General features: G+C 69.7%; 18 protein-coding genes, 1 tRNA gene and 3 pseudogenes. 6 read left to right on the top strand and 16 right to left on the bottom strand.

Annotated elements, in window-relative coordinates:
• Positions 1-49: 49 nt before the first annotated feature.
• The 5 genes from ACH4SL_RS00530 to ACH4SL_RS00510 all read right to left on the bottom strand — a co-directional run bounded on the left by ACH4SL_RS00530 (position 50) and on the right by ACH4SL_RS00510 (position 3,952).
• Positions 50-1,291: a cytochrome P450 gene (locus tag ACH4SL_RS00530; protein WP_398441068.1), complete on the bottom strand. Its 1,242-nt coding sequence runs from the start codon at positions 1,289-1,291 to the stop codon at positions 50-52.
• Entirely contained in the window at positions 1,288-2,121 is an 834-nt protein-coding gene (locus ACH4SL_RS00525; protein WP_398441066.1) for an MBL fold metallo-hydrolase, read from the bottom strand. The genes ACH4SL_RS00530 and ACH4SL_RS00525 overlap by 4 nt, the downstream gene beginning before the upstream one ends.
• Positions 2,118-3,062 carry an NUDIX hydrolase gene (locus ACH4SL_RS00520; protein ID WP_398441065.1) on the bottom strand — a complete coding sequence of 315 codons (945 nt, stop codon included), beginning with the start codon at positions 3,060-3,062 and terminating at the stop codon, positions 2,118-2,120. The genes ACH4SL_RS00525 and ACH4SL_RS00520 overlap by 4 nt, the downstream gene beginning before the upstream one ends.
• A gap of 261 nt (positions 3,063-3,323) precedes the next feature.
• The gene (locus ACH4SL_RS00515; RefSeq protein ID WP_398441064.1) at positions 3,324-3,791 is read right to left on the bottom strand and encodes a RidA family protein; all 468 of its coding nucleotides are present in this window, start codon (positions 3,789-3,791) and stop codon (positions 3,324-3,326) included.
• Positions 3,788-3,952 carry a DUF4177 domain-containing protein gene (locus tag ACH4SL_RS00510; protein ID WP_086020382.1) on the bottom strand — a complete coding sequence of 55 codons (165 nt, stop codon included), beginning with the start codon at positions 3,950-3,952 and terminating at the stop codon, positions 3,788-3,790. Before ACH4SL_RS00510 ends, ACH4SL_RS00515 begins: the two co-directional genes overlap by 4 nt.
• A 147-nt stretch (positions 3,953-4,099) precedes the next feature.
• Between ACH4SL_RS00510 and ACH4SL_RS00505 the strand changes: the two genes are divergently transcribed.
• Together ACH4SL_RS00505 and ACH4SL_RS00500 are read left to right on the top strand one after the other, a co-directional pair.
• A complete protein-coding gene (locus ACH4SL_RS00505) occupies positions 4,100-5,218 on the top strand; it encodes an ArsA-related P-loop ATPase (protein ID WP_398441063.1) in 1,119 nt (372 codons plus the stop codon).
• A gap of 13 nt (positions 5,219-5,231) precedes the next feature.
• Positions 5,232-6,578, top strand: coding sequence for an ArsA family ATPase (locus tag ACH4SL_RS00500; RefSeq protein WP_398441062.1), 1,347 nt, complete (start codon positions 5,232-5,234; stop codon positions 6,576-6,578).
• Between the two features lie 97 nt (positions 6,579-6,675).
• Here the strand turns inward: ACH4SL_RS00500 and ACH4SL_RS00495 are convergent, their stop codons facing one another.
• Positions 6,676-7,008 (bottom strand): WhiB family transcriptional regulator, encoded by a 333-nt coding sequence (locus ACH4SL_RS00495; RefSeq protein ID WP_398175842.1) that lies wholly within the window; start codon positions 7,006-7,008, stop codon positions 6,676-6,678.
• Positions 7,009-7,427: 419 nt separating this feature from the next.
• Here ACH4SL_RS00495 and ACH4SL_RS00490 point away from each other — a divergent pair, with 419 nt between their 5' ends.
• A complete protein-coding gene (locus ACH4SL_RS00490) occupies positions 7,428-9,716 on the top strand; it encodes a transglycosylase domain-containing protein (RefSeq protein WP_398441061.1) in 2,289 nt (762 codons plus the stop codon).
• A gap of 190 nt (positions 9,717-9,906) precedes the next feature.
• Here ACH4SL_RS00490 and ACH4SL_RS00485 read toward each other — a convergent pair whose 3' ends face one another.
• On the bottom strand, positions 9,907-10,365 hold the full coding sequence (locus ACH4SL_RS00485) for a GatB/YqeY domain-containing protein (RefSeq protein ID WP_398441060.1): 459 nt from the start codon (positions 10,363-10,365) through the stop codon (positions 9,907-9,909).
• 74 nt (positions 10,366-10,439) lie between these two features.
• Here ACH4SL_RS00485 and ACH4SL_RS00480 point away from each other — a divergent pair, with 74 nt between their 5' ends.
• Both ACH4SL_RS00480 and ACH4SL_RS00475 read left to right on the top strand, forming a co-directional pair.
• Positions 10,440-11,405 (top strand): metallophosphoesterase, encoded by a 966-nt coding sequence (locus tag ACH4SL_RS00480; protein WP_398441058.1) that lies wholly within the window; start codon positions 10,440-10,442, stop codon positions 11,403-11,405.
• A gap of 17 nt (positions 11,406-11,422) precedes the next feature.
• Positions 11,423-11,496: transfer RNA gene (locus ACH4SL_RS00475), tRNA-Pro, on the top strand.
• 91 nt (positions 11,497-11,587) lie between these two features.
• Here ACH4SL_RS00475 and ACH4SL_RS00470 read toward each other — a convergent pair.
• The 8 genes and pseudogenes from ACH4SL_RS00470 to ACH4SL_RS00435 form a co-directional block, all read right to left on the bottom strand.
• Positions 11,588-11,830, bottom strand: a complete 243-nt coding sequence (locus ACH4SL_RS00470; protein WP_398441057.1) for a tyrosine-type recombinase/integrase — start codon at positions 11,828-11,830, stop codon at positions 11,588-11,590.
• Positions 11,831-11,972: 142 nt separating this feature from the next.
• Positions 11,973-12,764 (bottom strand): hypothetical protein, encoded by a 792-nt coding sequence (locus ACH4SL_RS00465; RefSeq protein ID WP_398441056.1) that lies wholly within the window; start codon positions 12,762-12,764, stop codon positions 11,973-11,975.
• 74 nt (positions 12,765-12,838) lie between these two features.
• Positions 12,839-13,051 carry an excisionase family DNA-binding protein gene (locus tag ACH4SL_RS00460; RefSeq protein WP_398441055.1) on the bottom strand — a complete coding sequence of 71 codons (213 nt, stop codon included), beginning with the start codon at positions 13,049-13,051 and terminating at the stop codon, positions 12,839-12,841.
• A gap of 149 nt (positions 13,052-13,200) precedes the next feature.
• Positions 13,201-14,224: pseudogene (locus ACH4SL_RS00455) on the bottom strand (DUF3631 domain-containing protein); the annotation flags it as partial.
• A 244-nt stretch (positions 14,225-14,468) separates the two neighbouring features.
• Positions 14,469-15,581, bottom strand: a complete 1,113-nt coding sequence (locus ACH4SL_RS00450) for a macro domain-containing protein (protein WP_398441054.1) — start codon at positions 15,579-15,581, stop codon at positions 14,469-14,471.
• Positions 15,582-15,624: 43 nt separating this feature from the next.
• A complete protein-coding gene (locus ACH4SL_RS00445) occupies positions 15,625-16,266 on the bottom strand; it encodes a DUF4433 domain-containing protein (RefSeq protein ID WP_398441053.1) in 642 nt (213 codons plus the stop codon).
• Positions 16,267-16,503: 237 nt separating this feature from the next.
• A pseudogene (locus tag ACH4SL_RS00440) lies at positions 16,504-17,198 on the bottom strand (hypothetical protein); the annotation flags it as partial.
• Positions 17,199-17,904: 706 nt separating this feature from the next.
• Positions 17,905-18,927, bottom strand: coding sequence for a hypothetical protein (locus tag ACH4SL_RS00435; protein ID WP_398441051.1), 1,023 nt, complete (start codon positions 18,925-18,927; stop codon positions 17,905-17,907).
• A 195-nt stretch (positions 18,928-19,122) separates the two neighbouring features.
• Here ACH4SL_RS00435 and ACH4SL_RS00430 point away from each other — a divergent pair.
• A pseudogene (locus tag ACH4SL_RS00430) lies at positions 19,123-19,467 on the top strand (hypothetical protein); the annotation flags it as partial.
• 300 nt (positions 19,468-19,767) lie between these two features.
• On the opposite strand, the gene ACH4SL_RS00425 reads toward ACH4SL_RS00430, so the two are convergent.
• Entirely contained in the window at positions 19,768-19,950 is a 183-nt protein-coding gene (locus ACH4SL_RS00425; RefSeq protein WP_398441050.1) for an HAD hydrolase-like protein, read from the bottom strand.
• Between the last annotated feature and the right edge of the window lie 56 nt (positions 19,951-20,006).

The raw sequence follows: 20,006 nt of genomic DNA, 5'->3' as shown, positions 1-20,006 counted from the left end.
GGGCCGCCGCGACCTCACGGGCTGACGGAACCCACCCAGCCGGCCCGCCTCACCAGGTGACGAGCAGCTCGCTCACCCCGCGGATGACGTAGTTGGGCCGCCACGACGGCTCGGCCGCGAGCCGCATCCCGGGGGCGTCGCGCAGGAAGGCGCCGAAGGAGGCGGTCAGCTCCAGGCGGGCCAGCGGGGCGCCCAGGCAGTAGTGGATGCCGGCGCCGAAGCTCACGTGCTTGTTGCCGGCCGCCGGGCGGGTGACGTCGAAGCGCTCGGGGTCGTCGAAGCGGGCCGGGTCGCGGTTGGCCGAGCCGAACAGCAGGGCCACCTCGGAGCCGCGCGGGATCACCGTGCCGCCGATCTCGATGTCGTCCAGCACCCACCGCTCGAAGAGCTGGAGCGGGGTGTCGTAGCGCAGGACCTCCTCGACGCCGTCCGCGAGCGCGTCCGGCGAGGGCGCGGCCGCGGCCTCCGCCATCAGCCGCAGCTGGTCGGGGTGGCGGAAGAGGTGCAGCCAGCCCAGCGCGGTGGTGTTGACGGTCGCCTCGTGCCCGGCGTTGAGCAGCAGCGCGCAGGTGGAGACCATCTCCTGCTCGCTCAGCACGTCGCCGTCGTCGTGCACCGCGATGAGCGCGCTGATCAGGTCGTCGCCGGGGTCGGTGCGGCGGGCGGCGATCAGTTCGCGCAGGTAGGCGGAGAACTCCTCGCTCGCCGTCACCGCCGCGCGGGCCGCGTCCGGGCCGGGGTTCAGCTCGTACATCGCCGTCATGCCCGCCGACCAGGGCCGCAGCAGCGGGCGGTCGGCGGCCGGTATGCCCAGCATCTCCGCGATGACCGCCACCGGCAGCGGCTCGGCCACAGCCGCGTGCAGATCGCCGCCGCCCTCCGCGTGCAGCGCGCCGACCAGCTCGTCCGCGAGCCGCTGCACGACCGGCGCCAGCTCCTCCACCCGGCGCGGGGTGAAGGCCTTCGCGACGAGCCGCCGGATCCGGGTGTGCGCGGGCGCCTCCAGGTCCAGCAGCCCGTTGTCGTTGAGGACGGTGAAGGGCTCCAGCTCGGGCGGCGGCGGGGTGCGGCCGAAGTCCTCGTGGCCGTAGCGGTGCAGATACGTACGGCCCAGCCGGCGGTCGCGCAGCAGGGCGCTGACGTCGTCGTGGTGCGGGATCAGCCACTGCCGGGTCGGCTCGAACCACAGCGCGCGGCCGGCCGCGCGCAGCTCCTGGTAGGCCGGGTAGGGGTCGGCGGCGAAGCCGGGCTCGTGCGGGGTGAAGACGTCGGTCGGGTTCAGGGTGTTCATGGCAGCTCGATCAGTCCGTGCTCTCGCAGATAGTCCAGTTGGGCGCGCACCGACAGCTCGGCCGCCGGCCACAGTTGCGGGTCGACGTCGGCGTAGACGTGCGCGACGACGTCCCCGGGCGTGCGCAGGCCCGCCTCCACGGCGGTCTCGACCTGGGCGAGCCGGTGGGCGCGGTGCGCGAGGTAGAACTCGACCGCGCCGCGCGCGTCGCCCAGCACCGGGCCGTGGCCCGGCAGCACGGTGTCCGCCTCGCCCGCGACCGTGAGCGCCTGGAGGCGGCGCAGCGAGTCCAGGTAGTCGCCGAGCCGCCCGTCGGGATACGCCACCATCGTCGTGCCGCGGCCCAGCACGGTGTCGCCGGTGAGCACGGCGGCGTCGGCGGGCAGCAGGAAGGACAGCGAGTCCGAGGTGTGCCCGGGAGTCGCGACGACCCGCAGCTCCAGCCCGCCGGTCGTCACCGTGTCGCCCGCGGCCAAGCCCTCGTCGCCCAGCCGCAGCGCCGGGTCCAGCGCCCGCACCGCGGTGCCGGTCAGCTCGGCGAAGCGGGCGGCGCCCTCGGCGTGGTCCGGATGGCCGTGCGTGAGCAGCGTCAGCGCGACGCGCTTGCCCGCCCGCTCGGCGGCCGCGACGACCGCGGCCAGATGGCCCTCGTCGAGCGGGCCGGGATCGACGACGACGGCCAGGTCGGAGTCCGGCTCGGCGAGGATCCAGGTGTTGGTGCCGTCCAGCGTCATCGGCGAGGGGTTCGGGGCGAGCACGCACAGCGCGCGGGGCGTCGCCCACCCGCCGACAGCCGCGTGCGGCGCCCCCGGGGCGGTGCCCGCGCTCACCGGTCCGCCGCCTGTCCCCGTATGAGGCCGGGCTGTACGTGGCCGGGCTGCGCGTGGCCGGGCTGCGCGTGGCCGGTCTGCGCGTGGCCGGTCTGTACGTGGTCGGGCCAGCTCAGCAGCACCGTGCCCGCCGCGTCCACGGTGGCCGTCGCCATGACCGGGGCGAGGTCCCGCTCCCCCGCCCCGGCGAGCGCGTCCGCCGCACGGCCGTACGGCAGCAGGTCGCGCAGCATCGTGATCGTCGGCGGCAGCATCGTCAGCTCGCCCCGGTCGAACGCGGCGACCGCGTCGGGGGCCGTGAGCCACACCGTACGGTCCGCCTCCCCGGACACGTCCCGCGTGCGCTGGCCCGCGGGGAGGGCGGCGAGGAAGAACCAGGTGTCGTACCGCCGCTCCTCGAACTCCGGGGTGACCCAGCGGGCGCACGGCCGCAGCAGGTCGCTGCGCAGGGCCAGGCCGCGGCGGTCCAGGACCTCGGCGAAGGACACGTCGTGGGCGACCAGGGCGGTGCGGTCGGCCTCCCAGTCGGCGCCGGTGGTGTCCTCGACCAGGCCCGTACCGTCCGCCGGGCCGGCGAGCAGCACGCCGGACTCCTCGAACGTCTCGCGCACCGCCGCGCACACGACCGCCTGCGCCGCGGCCGGCTCCACGCCGAGCAGCGCGGACCACTCCGCGAGGCCGGGCCCGGCCCAGCGCACCGGGCGCTCGTCGCGCGGGTCCACGCCGCCGCCGGGGAAGGCGTACATGCCGCCCGCGAAGGCCATCGACGTCCGCCGCCGCAGCAGGTGCACGGCGGGGGGCCCGCCGTGCGCGTCGTCCCTGAGCAGCAGCACGGTGGCCGCGCAGCGCGGTGGCACGGGGGCTAGCTCCCCCCGTGCGAGGGCCCGCACCCGCTCGGGCCACCCCGGCGGCTGGCCCGCCGCGCCGCTCGTCACCGTCATGAGCCGGACTCTACGTGGCGACGGCGCGTTGCACGAGGGTCACCCTCATGAGGCTGCGCTGCGCCTGCGGCGCCGGGCACGCACCAGGGGCGCGGGGAACTGCGCGAGCAACCACCCACCCGCCGGTGGTCCGGAACGAACCGAATTGCCCCTTCGGGCCGGTGGCGACCCGCGCCCCGGTGGGGGCTGAGCGCGCAGTTCCCCGCGCCCCTGATGAGCACCGCCCTGCGTAAGGGCGAGCCCCTCACGCAAAAGACCCCGTCAGGGAATGAGCTCGACCTGGATCTCGACCTCGACCGGCGCGTCCAGCGGGAGGACGGCCACCCCGACGGCGCTGCGCGCGTGCACGCCCTTCTCCCCGAGGACCTCCCCGAGAAGCTCGCTCGCCCCGTTGACGACAGCCGGCTGCCCCGTGAAGTCGGGAGCGGACGCGACAAAGCCCACGACCTTGACGACCCGCGCGATGCGGTCGAGGTCGCCGACGACCGACTTGACCGCCGCGAGAGCGTTGAGCGCGCACGCCCGCGCCAGCTCCTTCGCCTGCTCGGGCGTGACCTCGGCCCCGACCTTGCCGGTGGCGGGCAGCTTGCCCTCCACCATGGGCAGCTGGCCCGACGTGTACACGTAGCTCCCGGACCGTACGGCCGGCTGGTACGACGCGAGTGGCGGGACGACCTCGGGCAGCGTCAGGCCCAGCTCGGCGAGCCGGGTGGCGACGGCGCCGCTCACGCGTCCTTCTCCCGCTTGAGGTAGGCCACGAGCTGCTCGGGGTTGTTGGGGCCGGGCACGACCTGGACCAGTTCCCAGCCGTCCTCGCCCCAGGTGTCGAGGATCTGCTTCGTCGCGTGCACGAGCAGCGGCACGGTCGCGTATTCCCACTTCTTCGCCATGCCGCGACTTTATCGCCTCGCCCGCCGCCGGGTCGGGCGCCGGGGCAGGGGCGGAGCCCCGGAAACGTGACGTCCGTCGCACGCGAAACAGCCACGAGCATCTCACCCAGCACCACCCTGCCGCGGGGAAGGAATTAGGCTCGCCAGGTGAGCGCTCAACAGTCATCCGCCGTCAGGCTCCACATCGTGACGGGCAAGGGCGGCACGGGTAAGACCACGGTCGCCGCCGCGCTGGCGCTCGCCCTCGCGGCGGAGGGCCGCCGGGTGCTGCTGGTGGAGGTCGAGGAGCGGCAGGGCATCGCGCAGCTCTTCGAGACGGAGGCGCTGCCGTACGAGGAGCGCAGGATCGCGTCGGCGTCCGGCGGCGGCGAGGTCAACGCGCTGGCCATCGACGCCGAGCTGGCGATGCTCGACTACCTGGACATGTTCTACAAGCTGGGCCGCGCGGGCCGCGCCCTGCGCAAGCTCGGCGCGATCGACTTCGCCACCACCGTCGCCCCCGGCATCCGGGACGTCCTGCTGACCGGCAAGGTGTGCGAGGCGGTGCGGCGCAAGGACAAGGCGGGCTGGCCGGTCTACGACGCCGTGGTGCTGGACGCCCCGCCGACCGGCCGCATCACCCGCTTCCTGAACGTCAACGACGAGGTCGCGGGGCTCGCGCGGATGGGCCCGATATACAACCAGGCGCAGTCGGTGATGCGGGTGCTGAAATCCCCGCAGACCGCGATCCACCTGGTCACCCTGCTGGAGGAGATGCCGGTCCAGGAGACCATGGACGGCGTCGCCGAGCTGCGCGCCGCCGGGCTGCCGGTCGGCGCGGTGATCGTCAACATGGTGCGGCCGGTGCTGCTGGCCGACGGCGACATCGCCAAGGCAGCCGCGGACAGCGGCTCGGTGGCCGCGGGCAAGCGGCGTACCGCGGTGGCCAAGGCCCTGTCCCAGGCGGGCCTGGGCGGGGCGCGGCGCGGCGGGGTGGCCGAGCGGCTGGTCGACCCGCTGCTCGCGCAGGCCCACGAGCACGCCCAGCGGGTGGTGCTGGAGCGCGAGCAGCGCGCCGAGATCGCCGCGCTGGGCCTGCCGGTGCGCGAGCTGGAGCTGCTGGGCGACGGCGTCGACCTCGGCGGCCTCTACCGGCTGGCCGACAGCCTGCGCAAGCAGGCGGTGCCCGGCGTGCCGGGCGTGTCCGGTGACGGAGCGGACGACGTGTACGACGGCGTACCGGACGGCCCGGACGGCACCGCCACGGCCGAGGACGACGACGCGTGAAGCGAGTGGTGACATGAGCCTGGAGAGCCCCGAGCTGGAGATCGACCCGCTGCTCGACGACCCGAGGACCCGGATCGTGGTGTGCTGCGGCTCCGGCGGCGTCGGCAAGACCACGACCGCCGCGGCGCTGGGCGTGCGGGCCGCCGAGCGCGGCCGTACGGCGGTGGTGCTGACCATCGACCCGGCGCGGCGGCTCGCGCAGTCCATGGGGCTGACCGAGCTGGACAACACACCGCGTGAGGTGGCCGGAATCGATCGGTCGGCCGGCGGCTCGCTGCACGCGATGATGCTGGACATGAAACGGACGTTCGACGAGGTCGTGGTCCAGCACTCCGATCCGGAGCGCGCCCGGGCCATCCTGGAGAACCCGTTCTACCAGTCGCTGTCGGCCGGATTCGCCGGTACGCAGGAGTACATGGCGATGGAGAAGCTGGGCCAGTTGCGCGCGCAGGACGCCTGGGACCTGATCATCGTCGACACCCCGCCGAGCCGCAGCGCGCTGGACTTCCTGGACGCGCCCAAACGGCTCGGCTCCTTCCTCGACGGCCGCTTCATCAAACTGCTGATGGCGCCCGCGAAGGTCGGCGGCCGGGCCGGGGTGAAGTTCCTGAACATCGGGATGTCGATGATGACCGGCACCCTCAACAAGGTCATGGGCGCGAATCTGCTGCGCGACATCCAGACCTTCGTGGCCGCGATGGACACCATGTTCGGCGGCTTCCGCACCCGCGCGGACGCCACGTACCGGCTGCTCCAGGCGCCCGGCACGGCCTTCCTCGTCGTCGCGGCGCCCGAGCGGGACGCGCTGCGCGAGGCGGCGTATTTCGTGGAGCGGCTCGCCGACGAGGACATGCCGCTCGCCGGGCTCGTCCTCAACCGGGTGCACGGCAGCGGCGCGGCCCAGCTGACGGCGGAGCGGGCGCTGGCGGCGGCCGAGGAGCTGGAGGACGCGGCGGCGGAGGACTCGGCAGCGGAGGGCAGCGCGGCGGGCTCGGACGCGGGGGAGCGTGACGTGGCTCTCACCGAAAAAAATCCGGACGGCCGCATTGTGGATCACGGGGCCGGGCATGCTGATTCCCGGCAGGACCGACCGGACGACGCCGGTACGGCCGGCACAACCGATGGCGCAGGCGACGCCGCCACAACAACGGGTACGGAACGACTCGCTGCGGGTCTGCTGCGCCTCCATGCCGAACGCATGCAGGTGGTCGCGCGTGAACGACGCACCCGCGACCGCTTCGTGTCCGTCCATCCGGAGGTGCCGATGGTGGAGGTCACCGCCCTGCCGGGCGATGTGCACGACCTGGAGGGCCTGCGGGCGATCGGACAGGAGCTCGCGGAGGGCCCGGCCGCGGCGTAGCGGGGCGCGGCGTAGCGGGGCGCGGCATAGCGGTACGCGGCCCGGTGCTGCTCCGGCTCGCGAGGACGTGAAGGCGTGAGGACGTGAAGGCGGGAGGTCAGCCCGCCGCGGCGTAGTCGTCCTCGTCGCCGAGCGGCAGCAGGCCGGTGCTGCGCTCGTACTCGGTCCGCGCGGTCTCCAGCAGTCTGCGCCAGGACGTGACGGTCGGGCGGCGGCGTAGCAGTGCCCGGCGCTCGCGCTCGGTCATGCCCCCCCACACCCCGAACTCGACCCGGTTGTCGAGCGCGTCGGCGAGGCACTCGGTGCGTACCGGGCATCCGGTGCACACCGCCTTGGCCCGGTTCTGCGCCGCGCCCTGGACGAAGAGTTCGTCCGGGTCCGTCGTCCTGCAAGCCGCCTGCGTGCTCCAGTCGGTAACCCAGCTGCTCATGCTGGCGCCGTCCTCTCCCGAATTCGAGGCTCCCCCACGGCGGCACGCGGCATATTCACCGCTGCCAGATGAGGACGTTACGGAAGGTAGGCGCGGCGCAACAGCCCTTTCAGGCCCAATCTTGCATGGCCCGAATGGACTATGTGTGCGCGGCAGATCACCCAACGGAGTGATCCGCGGGCGTGTTCCGGTCATACAGGATGACTTGGCAGCACATCGGCAGGTGTCCTCCGCCGGGAGGACGACGTTTTGCGGTGCCCAGCGGCATATGACGGAATTCGGGTACCTCTCATCACCCACAAGAGTGAGGACGGAAGGCAGACTCTGGACACGGGTACGCCGACGTTCGCACCCTGTCTGTTACAGACTAGGCGAACACCTGGGCGTACGTCCGGGGATTCGCCACGTAGGCTGCCTTCATGGCTCACAAGCGTTCGGGCGGGGGGCTGACCACGGCCCAGCAGGCCGCCAAGTTCCTCGGCGTCAGTGTTCTGGCCGGCGCCGTCCTGGCGGGCATCGCACTGCCCGCGGTCGGCGCGATAGGCCTGTCCGCCAAGGGCACGGCGAGCGGCTTCGACGACCTGCCCGGAGAGCTGAAGGCGCCGCCGCTCAGCCAGGCGTCCAAGATCCTCGACCGCAACGGCGGCCTCATCGCCACCGTCTACTCGCGTGACCGCACGGTCGTCCCGATCACCGCGATGAGCCCGAACATCCTGAACGCCATCGTCGACATCGAGGACGCGCGCTTCTACGAGCACGGCGCCCTCGACCTGAAGGGCATCCTGCGCGCCCTCAGCAACAACGCCTCCGACGGCGGCACACAGGGCGCGTCCACGCTGACCCAGCAGTACGTCAAGAACGTCTTCGTGGAGGAGGCCGGCGACGACCCGGACAAGGTCGCCCAGGCCACCCAGCAGACGATCGGCCGCAAGATCAAGGAGATGAAGTACGCGATCCAGGTCGAGAAGGAGCTCGGCAAGAAGAAGATCCTGGAGAACTACCTCAACATCACCTTCTTCGGCGAGCAGGCCTACGGCATCGAGGCCGCCTCGCAGCGCTACTTCAGCACCTCCGCGAGCAAGCTCACCCTGGCCCAGGCCGCGATGCTGGCCGGCATGGTGCAGTCGCCCAGCGTCTACGACCCGGTCACCAGCCCCAAGGCCGCCCTCACCCGGCGCAACACGGTGCTCATGCGGATGGCCCAGCTCAAGGACATCACCCCGGCGCAGGCGGCCGCCGCGCAGAAGCAGCCGCTCGGCCTGAAGTACAAGCCGTCGAAGAACGGCTGCATCACCGCCGTCAACGGCGCCGGCTTCTTCTGCGACTACGTGCGCAACACGTTCCTGACGAACGCCGCCTTCGGCAAGACCAAGGCCGACCGGAAGAAGGCGTGGGACACCGGCGGTCTGACGATCACCACGACGCTCGACCCCAAGGCGCAGAAGTCGCTGCTCAAGGGGATCAGCGAGCACGTGTACCAGGGGGACAACTTCGTCGCCGCCGACACGATGGTGCGCCCCGGCACCGGCGAGGTCATCGCCATGGGCCAGAGCAAGCCGTACGGCGTCGGCAAGAACCAGACCCAGATCAACCTGTCGGTCGACAAGGTCATGGGCAGCAGCGGCGGCTTCCAGCAGGGCTCGACCTTCAAGCCGATAACCGCCGCGGCGGCCCTGGAAGCCGGTTTCAAGCCCGACCAGACATACCCGTCGCCCTACCACATGGACCGCTACCCCGACGTCACGACCTGCTCGGGCGAGACCATCCACGCCGGGGCCGACGAGGGCACGCAGAACGAGATGACGAGCGAGTTCGGGCCGTACTCGATGCCCGACGCGCTCAAGCACTCGATCAACACCTACTTCGTGGCGCTGGAGGCCGACGTCGGCCTGTGCCCGGTCCTCACCATGGCCGGCAAGCTGGGCATCGTCCGCGCCGACGGCACGAAGATGCGTGAGGGCGCGTCGGTCACCCTGGGCACCAACGAGGTCTCGCCGCTGGCCGTCGCCTCGGCGTACGCCGCCTTCGCCAACCGGGGCGTCTACTGCACCCCGATCGTGATCAAGGCGGTGAAGGGCCCGAACGGCAAGGCGATGCCGGTGCCGAAGAGCCTGTGCAGCCGCGCGATGTCGCAGAACACCGCGGACACCATCAACAGCATGCTCAAGGGCGTCGTCGACGACGGTACGGGTCGGGCGGCCGACCTGCCCGGCCGCGACACGGCCGGCAAGACCGGTACGACCGACGACCGCAAGGACGCCTGGTTCGCCGGCTACACCCCCTCGCTCGCCTCCGCGGTCTGGCTCGGCGACCCCTTCAACAAGGGCAAGAACGGCAAGCGCCTGTCGATGTTCGCGGGTGCCAAGGACAACGGCGGCGTCAACGGCCACGGCGGTATCCCGGTCAAGATCGGCCCGGTGACCTTCGACAAGGTCGAGGGCGCGACGGGCCCCGCGCCGATCTGGAAGGACGCGATGGCCGGTGTCCTGGACGGCACGGACAACGAGCACTTCGTGACCGTGCCCCTGCCCGGCTCGGCCCCCCGCAACAACGACCCCGGCCAGGGCCAGGACCAGGGCCAGCAGCCCCCGAACAACGGCGGCGTGCCGACTCCTCCGGACTTCAGCTTCCCGCCGTTCAACGGCGGCGGCGGCGGGGGCGACAACAAGGGCGGCGGCGGAAACGGCCGCGGCGGAAACGGCCCGTAGCGCGGGTGGGTGAGCCGTAGGCGCCCATAGGTAAGGGGCGCCCTCCATTGGGGGGCGCCCCTTACGCGTGTACGGAGCGGAGGGTGGAGGGGCTGCGGCGGGGCGGGCCTCACGGCTCACCGCGGGACCCCGCGCGGACGGCCCCGGGGCCGGGCCCGCGGCTCACCCCGCGGCTTACCCCGCGGCTCGCTCAGCCGGCGAGCTGGCGCTTGACCTCGGCGGCGACGCGGCCGCCCTCCGCGCGCTTGGCGACCTTCGGGTTGACGAGCTTCATGACGGCCCCCATCTCCTTCGGCCCCTGCGCGCCGGACTCGGCAATGGAGTCCCGCACGATGGCGGCGATCTCCTCGTCCGTGAGCTGCTGCGGCAGATACGTGGCGAGGACCTCGCCCTCCTCCCGCTCGCGCTGCGCGGACTCCGCGCGGCCGCCCTGCTCGAACGCCTCCGCGGCCTCCCGCCGCTTCTTCGCCTCGCGGCCGATCACCGTCAGGACCTCGTCGTCGGAGAGCTCGCGGGCGGTGGTGCCCGCGACCTCCTCCTTGGTGATGGCGGTGAGGGTGAGCCGGAGGGTCGCGGAGCGCAGCTCGTCACGGCCCTTGATCGCCGAGGTGAGGTCGTCCTTGAGCCGCTGCTTGAGGGTCGTGGTCATGCCGTCGATTTTCGCACTCCGCGGCGGGCACCGCCCCGTATTAAGACTCACGGCGACTCTGACACGATGGGGTCATGCGCGCGCGATACGGAGTACCCCTGGGTGTGACGGCGGCAGGCGCGGCCTGCCTGGCCTATGCGGCGGGTTTCGAGGCGAGGTCCTACCGGCTGCGCCGGGTCGAGGTGCCGGTGCTGCCGCGGGGGATGCGGCCGATCCGCGTCCTCCAGCTCTCCGACATCCACATGGTGTCCGGCCAGCGCAAGAAGGCCCGCTGGCTCCAGTCCCTCGCGGGCCTGCGCCCGGACCTGGTGGTGAACACCGGCGACAACCTGTCGGACCCGACGGCCGTGCCGGAGGTGCTGGACGCGCTGGGCCCGCTGATGCGCTTCCCGGGTACGTACGTCTTCGGGTCGAACGACTACTACGGCCCGAAGTTCCGCAACCCCGGGCGCTACCTGGTCGAGAAGGCCCGCGGCCAGCACGGCCTGAACGGCAAGAGCCACAGCGCGCACGGCGCGATCCGCAACCCCTGGGGCGACCTGCGCGACGCCTTCGACGCGGCCGGCTGGGTGGGCCTGAGCAACAGCCGCGGCCAGGTGAAGCTCGAGAACGGCCCCGTGCTGGGCCTGACCGGCCTGGACGACCCGCACATCAAGCGCGACCGCTACTCCGCGGTGGCCGGCGGCCCCGACCCGGCCGACGACTTCACCCTGGCCCTGGTCCACGCCCCCTACCTGCGCGTCCTGGACGCCTTCACGGCCGACCGCTACCCCCTCATCCTGGCCGGCCACACCCACGGCGGCCAGCTCTGCATCCCCTTCTACGGCGCCCTGGTCACCAACTGCGACCTCGACACCGACCGCGTGAAGGGCCTCTCCACCCACACCGCAACCGGCTCCACCTCCTACCTCCACGTCTCCGCAGGCTGCGGCACCAACCGCTACACCCCCCTCCGCTTCGCCTGCCCCCCCGAAGCCACCCTCCTGACCCTGACCCCCACCCCCGAAACCGGATTTCGCCCTCAGCCCCGCGTCCGCTAAAGTTAACCCCGTTGCACCGGGGTGTGGCGCAGCTTGGTAGCGCGCTTCGTTCGGGACGAAGAGGCCGTGGGTTCAAATCCCGCCACCCCGACTGGTGAAACGCGAGGTCAGGATCTACATCTACAGCAAGAATGTAGATCCTGACCTCGCTTCTTTTCCCCAGGGGAGCCACCGCCCGCCGGTCAGCCGGGCTCGCCGTCCGCCTCTCCCCCGCCCACGGCGAAGATCTCGTCCATCGCGCCAGCGCCCTCGGTGATCACCGGCCGGAGCTGCTTCCGGTAGACGGCCTCCGTGGTGGCAGTGCTGCTGTGACCTACGACACGGGCGATCACGTCCAGCGGGATGCCGTGGTCGGAGAGCAGGGACACGAAGCTGTGCCGGATCTCCCGTGGGGTCCAGTCGCGGGTGAGCCTGGCCTTGACCACGATGGTTTGAAGTCGCGGCGGACGTGGGAGGCATCGAGCGCGTTCGCCATCCTGGTGGCGAAGACCAGGCCCGACGTGGACCACTCCAGCCCTGCCCACGCCCGTTGCTGCTTCTGCCAGGTCTGGTGCTGCTCCAGCCCCCTCACCACCTGCCGAGGCAATGCCAGCGACGGCTCTCCCGGGTCTTGGTGTCCCCGTGCCGGCGCACCGACCGCCAGACCTCGACGTGCGGCATCGTGCCTTCCGGTGGCGACAGGTGGACGTGGTCCCAGGTGAGCGGCCGGGCTTCCTCCGTGCGAATGCCGATGAGCAGGGACAGGACGACGTAGGCGTACAGCCTGGTCCCCTGTGCCGCGGCAAGGACGGCTTTCGCCTGGTCCAGCGTCAGGGCTTTGCTCGGCCGACCCGGCCGTCCCTCCGGCACGGTGACCAGGTCGGCAACGTTACGCAGCACCTTGTCTCTGCGCTGCGCGTGGGTGATGGACCGGCGAAGCACCGAGTAGACCTCTCGCAGAGAACGTGTGGCGAGCGCGTCGGCTCGGTCGTCCAACCAGTCGTCCACGTCGTCCGCCGTCAGGTCCTTGAGCTTGGCCTTGCCCAGGAAGGGGATGACGTGGTTGTCGGCGAGGCTCCGGCACTTGTTGACCGTCTTCTCGTCGCGCCCTTTGAGGCCGCGGCCGATCCAGTCGTTCACGGCGTCGGCCACCGTGTAGTTGGCGGGCGTCTTGACGCCCGTCTCCACTTCCTTCTTGAGCTCCCGGAGCTTGACGCGTACTTCGGTCTTCGTCTTCCCCCGGACCTTCACGCGCCGGCGCTTGCCGGACGGGGTGAAGCCGAGAGAGGCGGCCCCTACGTACCTGTTCTTGGATGCGTCCCAGTAGATCGAGTCGGCGCCGTTTCCCGCTTTGCGGGAGCTTTTGGGTTCGGTTGTCATGCAGCGTCGGGCCTTTCGACGGAAGGGCCGCGCTCTGTGCGAGCGCGGCCCTTCGTCTGCGAAGTCGGTTGTGGTCAGGCGGCGGCGGCGGCTTCGGCCTTGAGCAGGTCGATGTACTCGGTCGGGATCAGGCGGCGACGGCCCACGCGGACCGTCCGCAGCCGCCCCAACCGGATCTCCTCGTAGGCGGTGGAACGGCCCACGCCGACGAGTTCGGCAGCCGCTTCCACGCAGTGCAGACGCCGCGCAACGGTGGTCGGAACAGCGTCGGTGACGGCGGTGGTCACTGGTTCTCCTTCGCGCTGGTGTCGGTCGTTCGGGAGGGGGGAGGCGGCCCCTCCCCCCTCCAAGTTCGCTACAGCCGCTACCGCTGCTACGCCGCAGGTCAGGGCACCTTTCGGTGTAGCGGCGGGATGGGTTGTAGCGGACGGATGCGCTACAGCGGCAGCGTGGGTGTAGCGGAACCGGCGTGTGTAGCGGCGTCGTAGCGGCTACCGGCCGCCACGTCCGCTACGTCGTCTCCGCTGGTCAACACTTCGGGAAGGTCGTCCGTGGCGGATGTAGCGGACTTCCGCGCAGGGGGGCAGTAGCGGGCCCATGCGTCGGCGAGATCCGCCGCGTAGTAGCCCTTGGACACTCCCTCGCCGACGCGCATGTTCCGGGCCTTGACGGGCTGGTTGTCGGCGGTGACGTACTCCCCCAGCCGCTTGGCCAACTGCCCGGGAGTCCAGAGGCTTGCCGCCCATGTCGGCCCACGGCGCTTCGTCCATGGCGTTGAGCGTGGCGAGGATCTGGGCGGTGGGCATCCGGTCGGCCCCGCAGAACACGGTGTCGCGCAGGTCGGTGAGCAGCCCGATTCCCAACGATGCCTTGTCGCCGGCAGCCGCCGCGGCGACCAGCGCGGCGCATGCCTCCCGGGCCCGCCGCGGCCAGTCCCCACCGGCGGCGTCGGCGACGGCGACGGCGACGGCGACGGCGAGCAGGGGTTCCCACACGTCCGCCGGCCGGTCGGTGGCCCCTTCCGGCATCTCGGGGAAGGCGCCCGTGACGCGGTCGTGTACGAAGTCCGCCCACTTCACGAGGCGGTCGCGCAGCGCGCGTCCCTCCGGTTCGTGAATACGACTCCGGAAGGGTTCCACGTGCTCGTTGGGGGCCCGGCGCCGCATCCGGATGATGACCGACCGGTGCAGGATCGTGTCAGGCAGCCACCCGAGTCCCGCGACGGCCACGGCGGCGTAGACCGGGAATTCCTGTACGGTCTGCTGTCCGCCGTCGCCCACGCACTGGTAAGACACCCCAATACGGCGGCGACCGGCGTTGATGAGACCACGCAGTTCCTCATTGTCCCCGGCCTTCGGCCCGAAGACGGTGTCGATCTCGTCGAAGAGGATCGTGGGACGGCCAGCGTTCATTCCGGATACCGCCCGGAAGAGCGGGGCCGGCGAGGCGTTCACGGCGGCCGACCGTTGCCGGCCAACCCGCGAATGCACTTTATGTCCATCGAATGGCAGTCGCACGGGATTATGCGGGACAGGGGTAGGAGATCGCCTGCTCGACTGGGCATCCCGACTGGCAGCCGAGACAGGGAAGATGTGGCTCCGCCTCGACGCCTGGAAAAGCAACACCGAGTTGCATTCCTACTATGTCAACCGCGGCTTTCAGCTTGTACGCGTTGTCGATTTACCACATCGGGGGTCCAGGGCTCTATTTCAACGCCGAGTGCGATGAATTTTGACGGCAATCGATGCCGCTGACATCCATCATGCCGGATTCCACCAGCCGCTCCCAGGCCGTTTCGATATGCTGACGCGTGAAAAGCCGTTGCTTCCGTGGACTCCAGGACTGAATGTAGTCAGCCACAGCGTCGATTGAAACGGGAGGTTCCACTAGCTCTTGCGCCGCAAAGAGCACGGTGCTTAGCAGTTCCATGCCGAAGGGATCTTCGAAGCCTGCGGTGAGCTCATCAAAGATCAGCCCCACTTTCGCATACGTCGGCGAGGGCGTGAGGTAGTCCTGAGCCTCAAGGACTGCCTCTTTGTCCAGCTCAAGGACTGCTTGGGCACCGCTAGTCCCGTCACCGAACCCAGTGATGAAGTGGCCCTCCATGCCTGAAACGGCAGTATCCAATCGTTGCGAATAAGGCCCATAAGGCCCTTTGGCAAATGTCAATCCAAGGGGCAACCCTAGCTTCTGCAGGAAATACGCAACCTTATGCGCTTCAAGCAACGACACCCGCGATTGGAAAGCCAACCCCCTCGACACACTGCGATTTATGTAGCGATCAAGGGTAGCTATGAACGTTGCCCGCTCGCGATTCATTGCGGGCCTTTCGGTTCGCGTTAGCATTGCGGATGGAGTTGGCGCTCCTTCCGGCGCCCAAACGCGAACCTCGGCACCAGGAACACTGCCCAACGTCTGCTCAATGAGCGGCTCTACATCACTCCAGCTCAACCCTCCATTGCCGCACCCCAAGGGAGGGACCGCAATTGATGTGATGTCACGCTGGATGATTTCATCTCTCAGTGCAATCAATCCTGCTGCGATATCCGCCAGTTTTGACGATGACCGCCAATGCCTCTTCGTGGGGAAGTTGATAATGAATCGGGGTCCTCCGGCCTGCTGCATCTCATGCACATGCATGGCCCCCACGCGAACTTCCCCGCGCTCGCAGGATGCTTTGTAAGCATCGAAGTTCTCAGGGAAAGCGCGCTTGAACTGGAGGGCAATTCCCTTGCCCATGATGCCAACGGTATTCACCGTGTTCACCAGCGCGTCGACCTCAGCGAGAAGAAGATTGCCTGTACCGCGGGTGATCATCGATCTCTCCTCTCATCGGCCTCTCACCCCTGTATACCCGTGGCTAGTAGTACCAGTCACGTCTGACGGTGACGGGCAGCACCCAGCCAACTTCACCCAGTAGTCTTCCGACCCTGTCAGCATGTTGACGGTCGTACGTGCTGATCCCCGTGATCGCGGACATGGGGAGGTGGTCATGCACCAGGAACTCAGCCATGCGCCGGCGCTTCCGGTCGCCATCGTCCGTCGTGTTGGACCAATATCGTGCTGCGATGACGCGCCAGTCAATGACCTGCGCCATACGTTCGAGCTCGTTGAAGTGATGGGTAATTGTGTTCGCGCAGTTGCCGTCACTGAACGCATACGGTCGCTGAGCTGTCACAACCTCCCCCACTGTGGTGGTGAGGTAAACGAGAGGCGGCTGCCCATCACTGTAGGTAAGGACCTTACCGCAGTTGATCTTGTACATCATCGGTGATCTTGGGGCGAAGTAGAAGGGCACGTAGTCGGCTACCACCCCTCCAGGGGGCACCGTGACCAGTCGAGAGCGTCGCTCCTTCTTGATGTCCCTATCGCCACATTCAACAGGCACGCCACCTCGCGCCTGCATGGTCAAGTCCGAGACCATGCAGCCTTGGGTGAGGATGTCACGCAGGTTGCGGATGTGCGTGAAGTGGAACAACTCCCGCTCGCCAGCTGTCGTCACAGCGACTCAGTATCGCAGCGCTTCGGCCATCGAGTCATACAAACAGATCAACCCACCGACATGACTGCTGCTACAAACGCCAGCGATGGGGAGCCACTTGGGGAGCCACGCACCACGTCCTGTGCTGGACTACTGCGGATGACTCTGGACTGGATGACCGAGCGAAGTTCGGCAGCGAGGCCCGTGGGCCGACGTCCCGAAGCTGCCGAGAGGGTTTGGGACGAAGAGGCCGTGGGTTCAAATCCCGCCAACCCGAGTGGTGAAACTGCAGGTGAGGGGCGGTCTTCCGATTCGGGGACCGCCCCTCACGGCGTTTCCGAGGGACCTTTCTCCCGATCTCAGGAGCGCGTCGAGCGCCCCGACCGGGGAGCCGGGGCTCATCGCGCGGCGTATCCGGACGGATCCGTCCTCGTGCCCGAGCCGCTCGTCCATGAGCTTGGGCAGGGTGCCGGCCTCCTCCATGATCTTCCGGTGGGTGTGCCGGAGGCCGTGCGGCGTCAGTCCCGGGGCGATGGGCACCCAACAGGCCTGGGCCCGGTTGGCGGCGCCCCTCCCCCGGGCGGGGATGCCGGGCCAGGGCTCGGCGATAAGGGGGATGGGGTGGGCGTCGTAGGGGGACCGGGCCGGGTAGGAGCCGGTGGCGGCGGAGTAGCCGTTGAAGGCATACCGCAGCCCGTGGCAGGCGCAGGGCTCGGGCCGCATGGCGGAGATGTGCCGCGTGAGCAGCCCGGTCAGGAAGTCCGGAGTGTCAATGGTTCGGTAGGAGTCGTCCTCGGGCGGGCACCGATGAAACTCGCCCCCGCCCAGCTCTAGAGCTGCCACTCGACATGAAGGGAGCCGGGCCGTATGAACTGCGTCTCCAGCCACATGAGTTCACCCCGTCGGATGCCGGTGCAGCCCTTGGTGACGCACGCGACGAACTCGTCGTCCCGCCTTCCGGCCCGGCCCTCGGCAAAGGCGAAGACGACGGGGCGACGGGGCGACGGCCATATTCGTGAGCGTCCTGATCACGGCCGCCGTGATGGCAGCCCATTGGCCCGCCTCGGCAGCCACCCTCGCCGAAGCCGCCCAGGCTGGCCACGGCCCGTCGCTCTCCTCCACAGGGCTGTGGACAACCGCGAACTCACAAGGGGCCGACTCCCTGACCGACGTCCTCCTCTGGCGCCTCCGCCACGAGGCCGGCCTCCCCGCAGCCCCGACGCCCGGCCAGGCGCGACTGGACGGAGTGCATCGCCACCCGCGGTAAGCCGAATGCCTGAGCTCACTGGAGGTTCCAGAGCCAGTGCCTGTCATGCCCCGTACTCGTCGTGATCATTTCCCGGAGGGGCCGCACGCCAGAGACGTCTGAGGGCTTCCAGCTCAGTACGAGGAAAGTGCTCACCCCATCTTCCTCGATACGCGCTCTCCCCATATGTGTCGGCGACTTGGTCGACCCACCGGTAGGCAGTGGATTCGGCGTCGAACTGCGTTCGGATCTCGGTCTGCCGGTCAGCACGCGGCTGACGGCGTTCAGTAGGTCTTCCGGTGCCTCGCTGATGGAAGACGCTGTGAGGTCTACTTCGCGCTCGTGGTCGGCGATGGTGCAGTTGGCCCAGCCCGTGCCGCTGAGCCTCCAGGAAAGGCTCAGGTCACTCGCCATCACGAAGCCGCCGGCTGTTGGTCAGTCCCACTTGCTGGTCCTCCACCCCAAGGATCGTCAAGCAGTGTTCCGGGGAAGTTCGCCGTAAGCATTTCGTCGATGCAGCTGCGCAACCCACCGCCGGTGGGGTCGATCCAGGCGAGCCACGGCACCGGCTGGAGCAGGTTGTCGTATTGACGGATGTCGGGGTCTGCGAGGAGGGCGCGGAGCTCGTCGGGGGCGGGGTCGGTGACCAGGCACAGCCAGGCCAGGCCTGCGCCGATGCGGACCTCGGGCGGCCGTCCGGGATCCGACCACAGATCCCGGGCCCACCGGGGAGCGCCTTCATCTGAATGTTCGCGGGCGAGTTGGGCGATCGCCAGGATCAGGCTCACCCGGACCACCGCATCGTCTTCTCTCGCCAGCTTGGACCGCAGAGCAGAGAAGACGTGTGAAAGCTCGCCGGTTGCCGCCGCCAGGACGTACGCGGTCTCGGAGCGGACCTCGGGATCGGGGCTGGCGAGAAGCGGGAGTACAAGGTGCAGGTCGTCTGTGACGGCCTGACGGGCGGCCTGGATCGTCCAGTCCACCGGGCACATCGTGCTGCCGTCGACCATCAACGGCTCCTCAGCGACCTGGAGGAAGCCTTCCCGCGTTCCGTTCCCCGTGTGCTGACACCGGCCGATCTCGGCGACCAGGCGAAGGGTCCGGGCACGGAGCTCGGGGCGCCCAGTCGCCGAGACCCGGAGCAGGAACGGCACCGCCAGTGCCCCCACTGCGATGGTGCCGCCTTGATGATGAAGATTGTTCCAAAGCCGCTCCAAGGCCCTGTCGGCTGCGTTGGCGTCCCCGGACGCGAGCGTGGCGAGCAGTCCAGGGATCTCCTCCCCCGGGCCGTAAAAGTGCCGGAACTGCCGCCAAGGGACCTCGTCATACCTGAACAGGTCCTTGACTTCCCGCGGGATCGCGCCCACGGCCGTCCGCACGTCGCAGTCCGTGCCGGCCCATCGTTCCGGCCAGCCGACCCAGAAATCGTCGTCCACGGCTCGGCCTTCCAGCCCATCGACAGCATCCGAACGCCGGGAGTCTAACGACCGGTGATCACGGGGCAGACCCTTCTGCCGCACTCCAGTGGCACCACAGCACGACGACGTCATTTCTCGTGAGCCTCTGCAGCACTCAAGATCGCAAACTGCTGCCCAAACAGCCGGGCAAATGGGGGTGCTACGGTCGTTTTCATGGCGCTTTCGGTGTCCTCGGCCGCCGCGGTCGACCTGCGGCGGGAACCGGCCGACGACGTTCTCGACCATGTCGAGCGGGCTCTCCAGGTCCGCCTGGACCGGGAGACCGTGGTGCGCAAGCGCCGCACCATCGGCGCCCGGACGGACCGCGCCACGTGGGTACGCATCGAGCGACGCCCCGTCAGCCGGGCCCGCGAGCAGGGGTGGAACGGCGCCGAGAGCGCCGCGCTCCTCGACGGCGTCGTCCAACCGGCATGGCGGTCGGCGGTGTCGTGGCGCGGCAAGGACGACGCCGCGATGTGGCGGGCGGACGAGCACGATCTGCTCCCCTCCGCCCCGGTCAAGCCCGGCGAAGGCCCCGGCCCCAGGGCTTCGACGTAGATCGCGTCCGTACTGTTCCGAGCGTCCGCGACGGCGGCTGCAACCTACTCAGCAGGGGCAGTCGGGCACAGCGACAGCAACACCTGCGAGCGAGCTGCGCGTTCGGCCAGCGCAACGGACTGAACCCGCGCCTTCCGCCCGGAGAAGGGTCGCGTCGCTGCAACCGTCAGGGCACCACAGAACCGTGTGGCCGCGAGCACGCAGCTGGGCGCCGAAGGCAGCTCCCATTCTGCCCGGGATGCAGCAGCCCGACCGTCGCCGTCATGAGGCGGTGCCCAGCTGTAGCAGGTGGTCTATAGCGCCGTTTGCGTCAGCAACCGTGTGGTCGGGGACGGGAACCGCCGATCCCCAGGACCGGCCGTTGTCGACCCAGATGGTGCGCAGACCCGCCGACCGCCCACCCCTGATGTCGTTAACCGGGTCGTCCCCCCACCCGCCAGCCAACCGCGCGCAGTTCGTCCAACCCGTCCAGGACCCCGTCTGGGCACGACATTGTGGTC

Source organism: Streptomyces sp. NPDC021020, assembly GCF_044333285.1.
GTDB lineage: Bacteria > Actinomycetota > Actinomycetes > Streptomycetales > Streptomycetaceae > Actinacidiphila.
The sequence above is the reverse complement of the archived record's forward strand: the minus strand, read 5'-3'. Positions and strand labels throughout refer to the sequence as shown.